General features: G+C 70.8%; 11 protein-coding genes. 4 read left to right on the top strand and 7 right to left on the bottom strand.

The genetic code is table 11. From position 1 onward, the window contains the following. Positions 1–3 precede the first annotated feature (3 nt). Positions 4–1,287 (bottom strand): MFS transporter, encoded by a 1,284-nt coding sequence (locus BM204_RS08310; protein ID WP_246165993.1) that lies wholly within the window; start codon positions 1,285–1,287, stop codon positions 4–6. A gap of 20 nt (positions 1,288–1,307) precedes the next feature. Continuing rightward, positions 1,308–1,748 (bottom strand): VOC family protein, encoded by a 441-nt coding sequence (locus BM204_RS08305; protein ID WP_091111959.1) that lies wholly within the window; start codon positions 1,746–1,748, stop codon positions 1,308–1,310. A gap of 79 nt (positions 1,749–1,827) precedes the next feature. On the opposite strand from BM204_RS08305, the gene BM204_RS08300 reads away from it, so the two are divergent. Together BM204_RS08300 and BM204_RS08295 are read left to right on the top strand one after the other, a co-directional pair. Beyond that, a complete protein-coding gene (locus BM204_RS08300; RefSeq protein WP_091111957.1) occupies positions 1,828–2,889 on the top strand; it encodes an AbrB family transcriptional regulator in 1,062 nt (353 codons plus the stop codon). Between the two features lie 9 nt (positions 2,890–2,898). Beyond that, on the top strand, positions 2,899–3,681 hold the full coding sequence (locus BM204_RS08295; RefSeq protein ID WP_091111956.1) for an inositol monophosphatase family protein: 783 nt from the start codon (positions 2,899–2,901) through the stop codon (positions 3,679–3,681). Here the strand turns inward: BM204_RS08295 and BM204_RS08290 are convergent. Next, positions 3,667–4,476, bottom strand: a complete 810-nt coding sequence (locus BM204_RS08290) for a thioesterase family protein (protein ID WP_246165991.1) — start codon at positions 4,474–4,476, stop codon at positions 3,667–3,669. The two genes, BM204_RS08295 and BM204_RS08290, sit on opposite strands and share 15 nt — an antisense overlap. 37 nt (positions 4,477–4,513) lie before the next feature. On the opposite strand from BM204_RS08290, the gene BM204_RS08285 reads away from it, so the two are divergent. Then, positions 4,514–4,975, top strand: coding sequence for a P-loop nucleotide/nucleoside kinase family protein (locus tag BM204_RS08285; RefSeq protein ID WP_218031145.1), 462 nt, complete (start codon positions 4,514–4,516; stop codon positions 4,973–4,975). A gap of 85 nt (positions 4,976–5,060) precedes the next feature. On the opposite strand, the gene uvrB is transcribed toward BM204_RS08285, so the two are convergent. The 3 genes from uvrB to BM204_RS08270 are packed head-to-tail and all read right to left on the bottom strand — an operon-like array spanning position 5,061 to position 9,492. Beyond that, entirely contained in the window at positions 5,061–7,202 is a 2,142-nt protein-coding gene (gene uvrB, locus BM204_RS08280) for an excinuclease ABC subunit UvrB (RefSeq protein WP_091111952.1), read from the bottom strand. Positions 7,203–7,257: 55 nt separating this feature from the next. Next, positions 7,258–8,517, bottom strand: coding sequence for a phospholipase D-like domain-containing protein (locus BM204_RS08275; RefSeq protein WP_307725891.1), 1,260 nt, complete (start codon positions 8,515–8,517; stop codon positions 7,258–7,260). An 18-nt stretch (positions 8,518–8,535) separates the two neighbouring features. After that, positions 8,536–9,492, bottom strand: a complete 957-nt coding sequence (locus tag BM204_RS08270; RefSeq protein WP_246165985.1) for a DNA-3-methyladenine glycosylase family protein — start codon at positions 9,490–9,492, stop codon at positions 8,536–8,538. Between the two features lie 80 nt (positions 9,493–9,572). On the opposite strand from BM204_RS08270, the gene BM204_RS08265 reads away from it, so the two are divergent. Then, positions 9,573–10,358 (top strand): enoyl-CoA hydratase/isomerase family protein, encoded by a 786-nt coding sequence (locus BM204_RS08265; protein WP_091111951.1) that lies wholly within the window; start codon positions 9,573–9,575, stop codon positions 10,356–10,358. 188 nt (positions 10,359–10,546) lie between these two features. Here the strand turns inward: BM204_RS08265 and BM204_RS08260 are convergent, their stop codons facing one another. Then, on the bottom strand, positions 10,547–11,707 hold the full coding sequence (locus BM204_RS08260) for a hypothetical protein (RefSeq protein ID WP_143099692.1): 1,161 nt from the start codon (positions 11,705–11,707) through the stop codon (positions 10,547–10,549). Positions 11,708–11,715 lie beyond the last annotated feature (8 nt).

Raw genomic sequence — 11,715 nt, 5'->3', positions numbered from 1 at the left:
GACTCAGGCCAGGACGCCGGACTCGAGCTGGGTCCGGTCGATGACCGCGCGTGCCTTGCGACGGTAGCGCCAGATCTGGACCAGGCCGATCCCCCACAGGACGTACTGCGAGCTCATCGCCCACCGGAACGCCTCGGGCGTGTACGCCGTGCTGTCGCCCGGGGTGCGCCAGTCGAGGATGACGCCGATCGCCACGACGAGGATCAAGGAAGCCGTGAACCCGGCCTGGTTAATGATGCCGCTGGCGCTCGCGAGTCGCTCGACGGGGTTGGAGGTGCGACCGAGGTCGAAGCCGATCATCGACGCCGGTCCTCCAACACCTGCCACCAGGACCAGGGCCACGAGCACCGGCAACGGCGCCTCGCCCGGCCAGACGAGCACCACGGTCCACACCGCCACGATCGACCAGACGATGGTGAGCACGATCGTCGAGCGGTGCCAGGGGTGCCGGCCGATCAGCCAGCCGAGCACCGGCCCGCTGAGCATCACCGCCACGATCATCAGCGACAGCAGCACGCCGGCCTGGCGCGACGACAACCCCTCGCCGCGCACCAGGAACGGGTAGCCCCAGAGCAGGGAGAGTGCGGTCGCGCTGAACTGTGTGGAGAAGTGCATCCAGAAGCCGAGGCGGGTTCCGGGGTGGGCCCAGGACGCCGACAACGTCTGTCGCATCGCGCCCCACGACATCCGCGGGCCGCGCAGGTTGCGCCCGTCCGGCGAGTCGTGGACGGCCACCAGGATCGCGACGGCGAGCACGGAGCCGAGCACGGCTGCGCCGAGGTAGGCCGTCGTCCAGCCCCAGCGACCCAGGGCGTAGGTCATCGGGATCGCAGCGCCGATGGCGCCGACCTGCCCGAGGGTGCCGGTCAGCTGCGTGACGAGGGGGACCCGTCGGGCGGGGAACCAGCGGCTGACCAGCCGCAGCACGCAGATGAACGTCAAGGCGTCGCCCACCCCGACGAGGGTGCGTGCGAGCAGCGCCAGTGGATAGCTCTCGGCGACCGCGAACAACGCCTGGGCGCCGGCGAGCATGAGGGTGCCGGCGAGCATGACGCTGCGCGAGCCGAACCGGTCGACGAGCAGGCCGACGGGGATCTGCATGCCGGCGTAGACGAGCAGCTGGAGCATCGTGAAGGTCGCCAGCTGCGAGGCGGAGATGTCGAAACGCTCGCTCGCCGCCAGGCCTGCGACCGCAAGGGAAGAGCGGTGGAACACGGCCACGAGGTAGACCGCGAGACCGACGCCCCAGACCGTCAGCACGGTCCTGGTCGGCGGCTCGACTCTCACCCCATGATCTTAGGGGGGCGTCAGTCGAGGCAGAACTCGTTGCCCTCCGGGTCGGCCATGACGAGGAACCCGTGGCTCAACGGGGGCGCGGGCTCGTGACGCTGCACTCGCGCGGCGCCGAGGGCGACCAGCCGCTTCCCCTCAGCCTCCAGCGCCGCCATCCGCTCCTCGCCCCGGAGGCCCGGCGCGGCCCGCACGTCGAGGTGCAGCCGGTTCTTGGCGGTCTTGCCCTCGGGCACGACCTGGAAGAACAACCGCGGGCCCGCGCCCGTCGGGTCGTGGCAGGCGGACCGCCCGTTGCGCTGGTCGGGCGGCACGCCGAAGGCGTCGAGCGCGGCGTCCCACGTGTCGAAGCCGGGTGGTGGCGCGTCGCAGGCGTAACCGATCGCCTCGCACCAGAAGCCCGCCAGGCCGTGGGGGTCGGCGCAGTCGAAGGTCACCTGGAGCTCTCTGACGTCCATGCGGGTGAGCCTAGGCGCGACCACCGGCCGGTCGAGAGTCGGTCAGGCCCCTGATCGCCGGCGCTCCTAGGGTGGTGGTGTGACTGCTCGGGGACGGACACCGCTGGCCGGCATCGTCCTCGTGCTGACGACGACCGTGGTGCTGAGCATCGCGCTCGCGCTGGCAGGCGTGCCCTCCGCGGTGCTCTTCGGCTCGCTCCTCGGCGGGATGGCCCACGCGCTGACCTCCCCGACTGAGATCAAGGTGCCGGTCGCCGCGTTCCGGCTGGGCCAGGCCCTCATCGGCGTCACCATCGGGACCTTGGTGAGCGTGGAGGCGCTGCGCCGCATGGTCGGGGAGATCGGGCCGATCCTGCTGGTCACGCTCGGCACCATCGTGCTCAGCCTCCTGACCGGGCGGCTCCTCGCGCTGCGACGTGACGTCTCCCCCGTGACCGGAGCCTTCGCGCTCGTGGCCGGAGGCGCCTCCGGGGTGGTCGCCATCGCGCGCGACCTCGGCGCCGACGACCGGGTCGTGACCGTCGTGCAGTACCTCCGGGTCCTTCTCGTGCTGGTGACGATGCCGCTGGTGACGGCCGTCGTCTTCGACCCCGCGTCCGGCGTCGGCACGCTCGCCGGCGGCGACGGGTCGCTGGGCGCCGCCTCCCTGGCGTACGTCGCCCTCACCGTCGGCGGTGGCCTCCTGGTCGCGCGGGTCGTTCCCGTCTCGACCATGACCCTGCTCGCCCCGCTCACCATCGCCGCCGTCGTCGTGTCCGCCGGGTGGCTCGGCGAGGTGTCCGTGCCGACCCCGCTGCAGTGGCTGGGATACGCCCTGATCGGCGTCCAGGTCGGGCTGCGCTTCACGCGGGCCAGCCTGGCCTCCATCACCCGGATGCTCCCCGTGGTCACCGGCCTCATCATCGCCATGATCGTGCTCTCGGCACTGATGGGGTCGGCCCTGGCCTGGCTCACGTCGGTCGACGGGCTCACGGCCTACCTCGCCACCACTCCGGGCGGACTCTTCGCGGTGCTCGCCACCGCCGCGGACAGCGGCGCGGACGTCACCTACGTCATGGCGGTGCAACTGTTCCGACTCCTGGTCGTCCTCCTGCTCACCCCGTTGCTGGCCCGGTGGCTGCGCGGCCGCGCGCCTCGGTAGGTTCGTCCCGTGGAGACAGACGAGGTCCTGACCCTGCTCCGTGACGTGGCCGAGGAGGTCATCAACCCGCGGTTCCGGGCACTGAGCGCCCATGAGGTCTCGGAGAAGAATCCCGGTGACCTCGTCACGGTCGCCGACCATGAGGCCGAGGCGCTTCTCACCGAGGCGCTGCTCCGGGCCTACCCGGACGCTCTCGTCCTGGGCGAGGAGGCGACCGCGGCCGACCCCCGCCTGCTCGACCACTACGCCGAGGCGGAGCACGCGTTCACCGTCGACCCCGTCGACGGCACGAAAAACTTCGTGAACGGCTCGCCCGACCACGCGGTGATGGTGGCCGAGCTCCGTCAGGGCGAGGTCGTGCGCAGCTGGATCTGGCAGCCCCAGCACGAGGTCGCCTACGTCGCCGAGCGTGGCGCCGGCGCCTGGCGCAACGGCGAGCGCCTGGTGCGTGCGCCCCTCGGCGAGGACCTGCGCGGCGTCACGTCCCGCCGCAGCTGGTTGGGACGGGCGCTCGGAACGCTGCGCGAGCTCGACCTCACCTGGGTCTGCTGCGGGGTCGACTACCCGCACCTGGTCGAGGGCGCGGCCGACTACGCCCTCTACTGGGTCGCGAAGCCCTGGGACCACGCCCCGGGCTCGCTCCTGCTCAGCGAGGCGGGTGGCCATGTCGGGACGTTCACCGGCGGGCCCTACCGACCGCAGGACCCGACGACCCGCGGGCTGGTCGCGGCGGCCGACCGTCCGACGTACGAGCTGGTGCAGGGGTTGGTCGGAGCCCTACCGGGGCGCTGAGGGCGCGCTCACGGGGCGGACCGTGAGCGCCTGCGACATCGTCCCGACCGGGCCGTCGACGTCGTGCAGGACGGTGCTGGTCACGCCGAGGCCGCCGGCGCCGAACGACACGGTGGTGTCGAAGCCGACCCACCCTGGGGCCGGAGCGCGGAAGAGGTGGGCGGTCAGGTCGACGTTGGGGAACGCCACGTGCTGCGGGTCGGCACGCACGACCATGCCGTTGGCGATGTCGAACAGACCGGCGGTCGCGGCGAGCGGGCTGACCTGCTCACCGGCCAGGAGCGGCACCCTGCTGCGGACCCAGTAGGTGCCGCGGCCGGGCTCGTGCAGGTGTCGGCGCACGTCCACGGATCCGATGAACCCGCCCGGCCACAGCGACGTCCCGTCCCAGACGGGGGTCTGGTCCGGGCTGGGCAGGGCGGCGAAGGCGCTGCCCGCGAGGTGGCTGGTCTCCCCGGGCCGGAGCAGCCAGGCCCGGAGCCGCACGACGTCGCGCCCGGTGTGGCCGAGCCGTGCCTCGACCAGCTCGATGGTGCGGCCGGGGCGGACCACCGCCACCTCGATGTCGACCACGTCGACCGGCATCGTGCCGAGGATGTCGAAGGAGAGGCGGCCGACCACGAGGGCGTCGTCCCTGCGGCTGCGCAGGTCGGCCTCGACGGCATGGACCATCAGCCCCAACGCCGGCGCGACGTGCTGGGTCGCGGTGTCCCACGCACCACCGACGTGGTCGGTCGCCCGAAAGGACGTCGCGCCGAGGCGCTCGAAGTAGGCCGAGTCGGCTCCCGAGGTCACGGCGCCATTGTGCCCGCACCCGACGTAGGCTCCGGCCATGCCCCGCGTGGTCCTCATGTGCGGTCCCTCGGGCTCCGGCAAGTCGACCTACGCGAGGGGACTCGAGGTCGACGGCATGGTTCGGCTTTCCTTCGACGTCGAGATGTGGCGCCGCGGTCTCACGCAGGTGCCGCTGTCGCCCTCGGTCCGCGCTGAGATCGAGTCGGACCTCCGCACGCGGCTGCGCTCCCTCGTCGCGGCCGGCCAGGACGTCGTCCTGGACTTCTCGTTCTGGTCGCGGGCCATGCGCGACGACTACCGGGGTCTGCTGGGCGATGTGGGTGTCGTCCCGGAGACGATCTATCTCGCCACCGACCGTGAGACGGTGCTCGCGCGGGTGCGCGATCGACTCGGCCGGGACGCCGATGACTTCGTGATCCCCGAAGAACTCGCCGCTGAGTACTTCGACCACTTCGAGGCCCCCACCCCTGACGAGGGGCCGCTCACGGTCGTGCGCTGAGGGGGGTCGATGACGGCGGCCGCTCGGCGTCCGAGCCGACTCGGCGTGCGGTCCCGCAACAACGCGCCGACTCGACGTGGGCGACCTACTTGGTGGCCTCCATCATCTGCCGCAGCTCCCTCTTCAGGTCGGAGATCTCGTCGCGCATGCGGGCGGCGACCTCGAACTGCAGCTCGGCAGCGGCTGCCTTCATCTGGTCGGTCAGCTCCTGGATGAGCGAGGCCAGCTCGGAGCTCGGCATGCCGGCCAGGTCCTTGGCGTGCTGTCCCGAAGCGGCCTTGGACAGGCCTGGGACCGGCTGCTTGGCCTTGACGCCACCGGCGCGCCCCTTGGCTGCTGTGCCGGCCCAGGTCTCGAGGAGCTCCTGGGTGTTCTCGTCCTCGCGGGCCAGCATCTCGGTGATGTCCGCGATCTTCTTGCGCAGCGGGGTCGGGTCGATGCCGTGCTCGGTGTTGTAGGCGACCTGGATGACCCGGCGACGGTTGGTCTCGTCGATCGCCTTCGCCATGGAGGGGGTGATCTTGTCGGCATACATGTGGACCTGGCCCGAGACGTTGCGGGCGGCGCGACCGATCGTCTGGATGAGGGACTTGTCGGAGCGCAGGAAGCCCTCCTTGTCGGCGTCGAGGATCGAGACCAGCGACACCTCGGGCAGGTCGAGGCCCTCGCGGAGCAGGTTGATGCCGACGAGGACGTCGTATTCCCCGAGCCTCAGGTCGCGGAGCAGCTCGATGCGCTTGAGGGTGTCGACCTCGGAGTGGAGGTAGCGGGTGCGGATGCCGGCGTCGAGGAGGTAGTCGGTGAGGTCCTCGGACATCTTCTTGGTCAGCGTCGTGACCAGGACCCGCTCGTTCTTCTCGGCGCGTGTGCGGATCTCGTGGATGAGGTCGTCGATCTGGCCCTTGGTCTGCTTGATGACGACCTCGGGGTCGATCAGACCGGTGGGTCGGATGATCTGCTGGACGGTGTCGGGCTGACCGTCGGCACCGGTGACCTTGTCGAGCTCGTAGTTGCCCGGCGTCGCCGAGAGGTAGATCGTCTGGCCGATCCGCTCGAGGAACTCCTCCCAGCGCAGCGGCCGGTTGTCCATCGCGCTGGGCAGCCGGAAGCCGTGGTCGACGAGGTTGCGCTTGCGCGACATGTCGCCTTCGTACATGCCGCCGATCTGGGGCACCGCGACGTGGGACTCGTCGACGACCACGAGGTAGTCCTCGGGGAAGTAGTCGAGCAGACAGTTGGGGGCGGTGCCGCGCGCGCGACCGTCCATGTGCATCGAGTAGTTCTCGATGCCGGAGCAGGAGCCGACCTGGCGCATCATCTCGACGTCGTACGTCGTGCGCATCCGCAGGCGCTGCGCCTCCAGGAGCTTGCCCTGCTTCTCGAACGTCGCGAGCTGCTCCTCGAGCTCGGCCTCGATGCCGGCGATCGCCCGCTCCATGCGCTCGGGGCCGGCGACGTAGTGGGTCGCGGGGAAGACGTAGAGCTCAGTGTCCTCGGTGAGCACCTCGCCGGTCACAGCGTGCAGAGACATCAGCCGCTCGATCTCGTCGCCGAAGAACTCGATGCGGACGGCGTGCTCCTCATAGACGGGGAAGATCTCGAGGGTGTCGCCGCGGACCCGGAACGTGCCGCGGGTGAACGACATGTCGTTGCGCGTGTATTGGATCTCGACGAGCTGACGCAGGATCGAGTCACGGTCGCGCTCCTCGCCCACGCGCAGCCGCAGCATGCGGTCGACGTATTCCTGGGGGGTGCCGAGACCGTAGATGCAGGACACAGTCGAGACCACGATGACGTCGCGTCGGGTCAGCAGCGAGTTGGTCGCCGAGTGCCGCAGCCGCTCGACCTCCTCGTTGATGGAGGAGTCCTTCTCGATGTAGGTGTCGGTCTGGGGGACGTAGGCCTCGGGCTGGTAGTAGTCGTAGTAGGAGACGAAGTATTCGATCGCGTTCTCCGGGAAGAGCATCCGCAGCTCGTTGGCGAACTGCGCGGCCAGCGTCTTGTTGGGCTGCAGCACCAACATGGGCCGCTGCACCTGCTCGGCCACCCACGCCACGGTCGCGGTCTTGCCGGTGCCGGTGGCGCCGAGCAGCACGACGTCCTGGACCCCGCCGTTGATCCGCTTGGTGATCTCCGCGATGGCGGCCGGCTGGTCGCCGCTGGGCTGGTAGTCGGCCTCCACGTGGAAGGGCGCGACGCGGCGCTCGAGGTCGGTGACGGGACGCATAGAGCCAGCGTACGGGCGCCCACCGACAGCGCCGTGACGAGCGCGGGGCCGAGCCTCAGAGCAGGGGTCGCAGCGGAGCCAGGAAGAACTCGGTGAACTTGCGGTGCAGGTCGCGTGCCTCCCACTCGAGGCTCGTCAGCTCCAGGCAGTTGCCCTCGTCGGTGGCAAAGATCTGCTCCAGCTGCTTGGCCAATGACTCGTCGATGAACTCGACGTTGATCTCGTAGTTGCCGGTGAGGCTGAGCCGGTCGATGTTGGCGGTGCCGACGGTGGTCCAGGTGCCGTCGACGGTGGCGGTCTTGGCGTGCACCATGGCGTCCTTGTAGCGGAAGACCCGCACGCCTGCATCCAGCAGCTGGGTGAAGTAGCCGCGCGAGATCCAGTCGGCCACGATGTGGTTGGACTTCAGCGGGAGCAGCAGGCGCACGTCGACCCCGCGCTGGGCGGCGTGGCGCATCGCGTTGACGAAGTCCTGGTCGGGCGTGAAGTAGGCGGTGGTGATCCACACGTTGCGACTGGCCCGGTTGATCGCCTCGATGTACATCGACCGGATGGGGAACATCCACAGCCGTGGCACGTTGCGCTGGACCCGGATCTGCGGCTCCCACGTGGAGGCGGTCTCGAGCAGCAGCGGCCGCTCGCTGTGCCGGATCCGGCGCCGGCGGTTGAGGTTCCAGAAGTCGGCGAAGGCGCGCTTGAGGTCCCAGACGGCCGGGCCGGTGATGCGCACGTGCGTGTCGCGCCACTCGGTCTCGTAGGCCGAGCCGATGTTGTAGCCGCCCACGAAGCCGGTGTTGTCGTCGACGACCAGGATCTTGCGGTGGTCACGGCCGTAGCGGCTGAGGTCGAAGAAGCGCCACCCGGCGGCGTAGACGGGGTAGCGCAGCACCAGCATGTTGTCGGGGAAGCGCTTGAACACCGGCGAGACGACCAGGTTGGCGAAGCCGTCGTAGATGCAGTAGACCTCGACCCCTCGATCGGCCGCCGCCGCGAGCGCGTCCTTGAACCGCTCCCCCGTCGCGTCGCCCTTCCAGATGTAGGTCTCGAAGAGGATCTGCTTCTTCGCGCCCTCGATGGCCGCGATCATGTCGTCGTAGAGGTCCTTGCCGAACGTGTACGTCGTCACCGACCCGAAGCCCACCTCGACCGTGCTGGGAGGACTGACCGGGAAGGGCTTGGGCTTCTTGCCGCGGCGCCGGTAGGAGTCGACCAACGACATCACGATCGCGACCCCGAGCTGGACCGTCAGGACGCTCAGCAGGGTCTTGCGGGCGACGGTCAGGAGCCGCGTGGGAGACGGGCGGCGCAGGGACACGTCGGACAATCTAGCGAGTCAGGCGGACGGGTGTCGGACAACGGTGGCGGGCAGGTGCCCGCGCGGTGACATCCGCGCTCCGTGGCGCGGTCGGCGCAGCCCCGCCATGGCGATCAACGTGGGCACCCGACCACGCTGCGGCCGCCACGGCTCGAGAAACTCCTCGAGCTCGACGTCGTCGAAGGGCGTGCCGGTCAGGGCCCAGCCCACGTCCTTGCAGACGTGGTAGTCGCCGAACGACACCGCGTCAGGATCGCCGAGCGCGCGCTGGCGCACCTCCGCGCTCGTCCACACCCCGATGCCCGGGACCGAGCGCATCCGCCGCTCCGCCTCCTCGCCCGACAACCCGGCCGTGCGCTCGAGCGCGTCGGCCACCCGCGCGACCGTGACGATGGTGCGCGAGCGGGCGGGGTCGACGTGCAGCCGGAGCCACTCCCAGCTCGGGACCGTGCGGAGCACGTCGGGCGTGGGCTGGAGCCACAGCTTGAGGTCGGCACCCGGGCCCGGCGCCCGCTCGCCGAAGCGGTGCACGAGCATCCGGAAGCCGGCGAACGCCTCCTGGCCGGTCACCTTCTGCTCGATGATCGCCGGCACCAGTGCCTCCATGACGAGGCCCGTGCGGCCCAGCCGCACGTGCGGGTGCTGCTTGCGGGCCTCGGCCAGCACCGGGTGCCGGGGCTCGAAGGTGCTCCAGTCGTCGTCGGCGCCGAGCAGCGCGGGCAGCCCGTCGAGGACCCAGGTCGCCCCCGGCCCCCAGGCCGCACCGACCACCTCGCCCTCGCCCGGACGGGCCTCCACGCACAGCGTGGTGGGACCCTCCGGCGTTCGGATGCCGCGCCAGTGGCGGCCGGCCGCGTCGATCGTGTAGGTCGGGTCGCCGCCGCCGCGGCGGTGGGGCCGGAGCACCCCGCCGACCGAGCACGGCCAGTCGGGTCGCCACACCCGTCGCTCGCCCGTGCCGGTGTCCGCGCCCACGCTGTGAGCCTAGACGCGACCACCGACGCCCGGACGGCCATGACCTAGAACACGTTCTAGTTGGGCGATAGCATGCCGCCATGACCCTGCAGATCACCGACGAGGCCCGCGTCCGGACCATCACCCTGGACCGCCCCGAGGCTCTCAACGCGTTCAACGAGGCGCTCTACGACGCGACGGCGGAAGCGCTGATCGCCGCGGCGGAGGACCCCGACGTCGCCGTCGTGCTGCTGACCGGCAACGGCCGGGGCTTCAGCGCGGGCACCGACCTGCTGGAGATGCACCAGCTCGCGACCAACCCCGACTTCGCGCGCGGCAAGCACGGCTTCCTCGGACTGCTCGACGCGCTGGTCGACTTTCCCAAGCCGTTGGTGTGCGCGGTCAACGGCGTCGGGCTCGGCATCGGGATGACGATCCTGGGCTACGCCGACCTCGCCTTCATGTCGTCGACGGCGAGGCTGAAGTGCCCGTTCACCAGCCTCGGGGTGGCACCGGAGGCGGCGTCGTCCTACCTCTTCCCCCAGCTGCTCGGCCGCCAGGACGCGGCGTGGGTGCTGCTGTCGGCCGAGTGGGTCAGTGCCCAGGAGGCGCTGGAGATGGGCCTGGTCTGGCGGGTCTGCGAGCCCGACGACCTGCTGCCCGAGGCGCGTCGTCACGCGGAGCTCCTCGCCCGCCGCCCGATCTCCTCGTTGGTCGCGGTGAAGCGCACGATGACCGAGCCGCTGCGGTCCGAGATCCGGGCGGCCCGCGAGCGCGAGAACGCCGCCTTCGCCGAGCTCATGGGAGGCCCCGCCAACCTCGAGGCTCTCACGGCCTTCGCCGAGGGGCGTGAGCCCGACTTCACCGCACTGCCACCCGGCTGGTGAGGCCCAGCGCCAGGCCGAGCAACGCGCCTTCCCGGTGTCGCCCCGCAGCTCTTCGCTGACGACCTGCCAGCTCCGTGCCCACTTCTCGGGGTCGAGCCCCTCGCGGACCCAGGCGTGTGCCAGCCGGCGCGCACGGCGGCCACCGCCCCACCTAGCCGTACGTCGGTCCGGCGCGGCGCATCAGGGCCTCACCCCCCGATGGGCGCCCGTCCCACGACTCGGTCCCCGCGCCCACCTCCCGGACGCGCTCGGGTCCGAGGCACGCCGCCCACCGGTGATCGCGCCACGGTGACGAGCACGGCGAGGCTGAGGGCATAGCAGGGCACGAGGTAGGCCACCACGCCCGCCGGCGGCGTGACCACGGCGAGGATCGCGAACGTCGCGAGCCACAGCGCCAGGTAGGCCGTCGGGTAGGCGCCGCGAAGCCCGGGCTCGCGCACCGTCGGCGCGCGCCAGGCGGCGACCAGCTCCCGCACCAGCACCGCCGTGGCGGCCACGAGCATGAGCCAGAGGACCACCCGCACCGCGTCGTACGACGGGGCGTCGACGAGGTCGAGGTAGGTGACGGGCAGCTGCCCCGGGATGCTCAGCAGCGGGGTGAGGAAGCCGATGCCGATCGCCGGGAGGACGACCGAGCCGGTGGTGGGCCGCACCCGACGACCGAGCAGCAGGAAGCACGCCAGCGCGAACGCCGTCGGCATGACGAGGGCGAAGTTCACCGTGCTCGACATCGGGACGTCACCGACGAGGATCGCGTTGGTGCGGGTGTCGGTGTCCCAGGCCCACCACAGGTGGTCCGGCCCGAACTGGTCGAAGATCGAGTAGAAGCCCTGGTGCACCGCGCCCACGCACACCGAGGCGATCACGGCCCCCCGCACCCGACCGTGCCGCTCGAGCACGCCGAGCCGCTGGACGAGCACCCAGGCGAGGTAGACCAGCGCGGGGTAGAGCAACAGGATGTAGAGCGGCAGCCGGTGGTAGAGCAGTCCGACGGTGAACTCGTTGTGGACGAACACCGCCGACACGTAGTCGTCGATCCCGAAGAGCGCCGGGAAGTAGAGCGGCGGCTCCAGCACGAGCACGTAGGCGACCGCGGCCAGGCAGACGCCGAGGTTCGTCGCGTCGCCGGTGTCTCGTCGGAGGACCCAAGCGTGGCGGAAGGCCAGCACCGCACCGAGCAGGATCAGCAGCTCGACGACCGGCATCGTTACGTCCGCCAGGTCCCGCGGGTCGCGCAGGTAGACGAACGGTGAGGCGTCCTCGCACGCCACCCCACCGAGGGAGTCCGCGAGCTCGCGGAAGCGGTCGGTGCACAGGTCGGACACGGCACGAAGGCTATAGTTCTTCATGCTGATAC

This window comes from Nocardioides psychrotolerans (assembly GCF_900113685.1).
Taxonomy (GTDB): domain Bacteria; phylum Actinomycetota; class Actinomycetes; order Propionibacteriales; family Nocardioidaceae; genus Nocardioides; species Nocardioides psychrotolerans.
This window is presented reverse-complemented; position numbering and strand designations above follow the sequence as displayed.

Excerpts from the sequence above, each read along its gene's own strand:
- BM204_RS08265 (WP_091111951.1), top strand. The coding sequence starts at position 9,573 with ATGACCCTGCAGATCACCGACGAGGCCCGCGTCCGGACCATCACCCTG.
- uvrB (WP_091111952.1), bottom strand. The coding sequence starts at position 7,202 with ATGCGTCCCGTCACCGACCTCGAGCGCCGCGTCGCGCCCTTCCACGTG.
- BM204_RS08285 (WP_218031145.1), top strand. The coding sequence starts at position 4,514 with ATGCCCCGCGTGGTCCTCATGTGCGGTCCCTCGGGCTCCGGCAAGTCG.
- BM204_RS08260 (WP_143099692.1), bottom strand. The coding sequence starts at position 11,707 with ATGAAGAACTATAGCCTTCGTGCCGTGTCCGACCTGTGCACCGACCGC.
- BM204_RS08305 (WP_091111959.1), bottom strand. The coding sequence starts at position 1,748 with ATGGACGTCAGAGAGCTCCAGGTGACCTTCGACTGCGCCGACCCCCAC.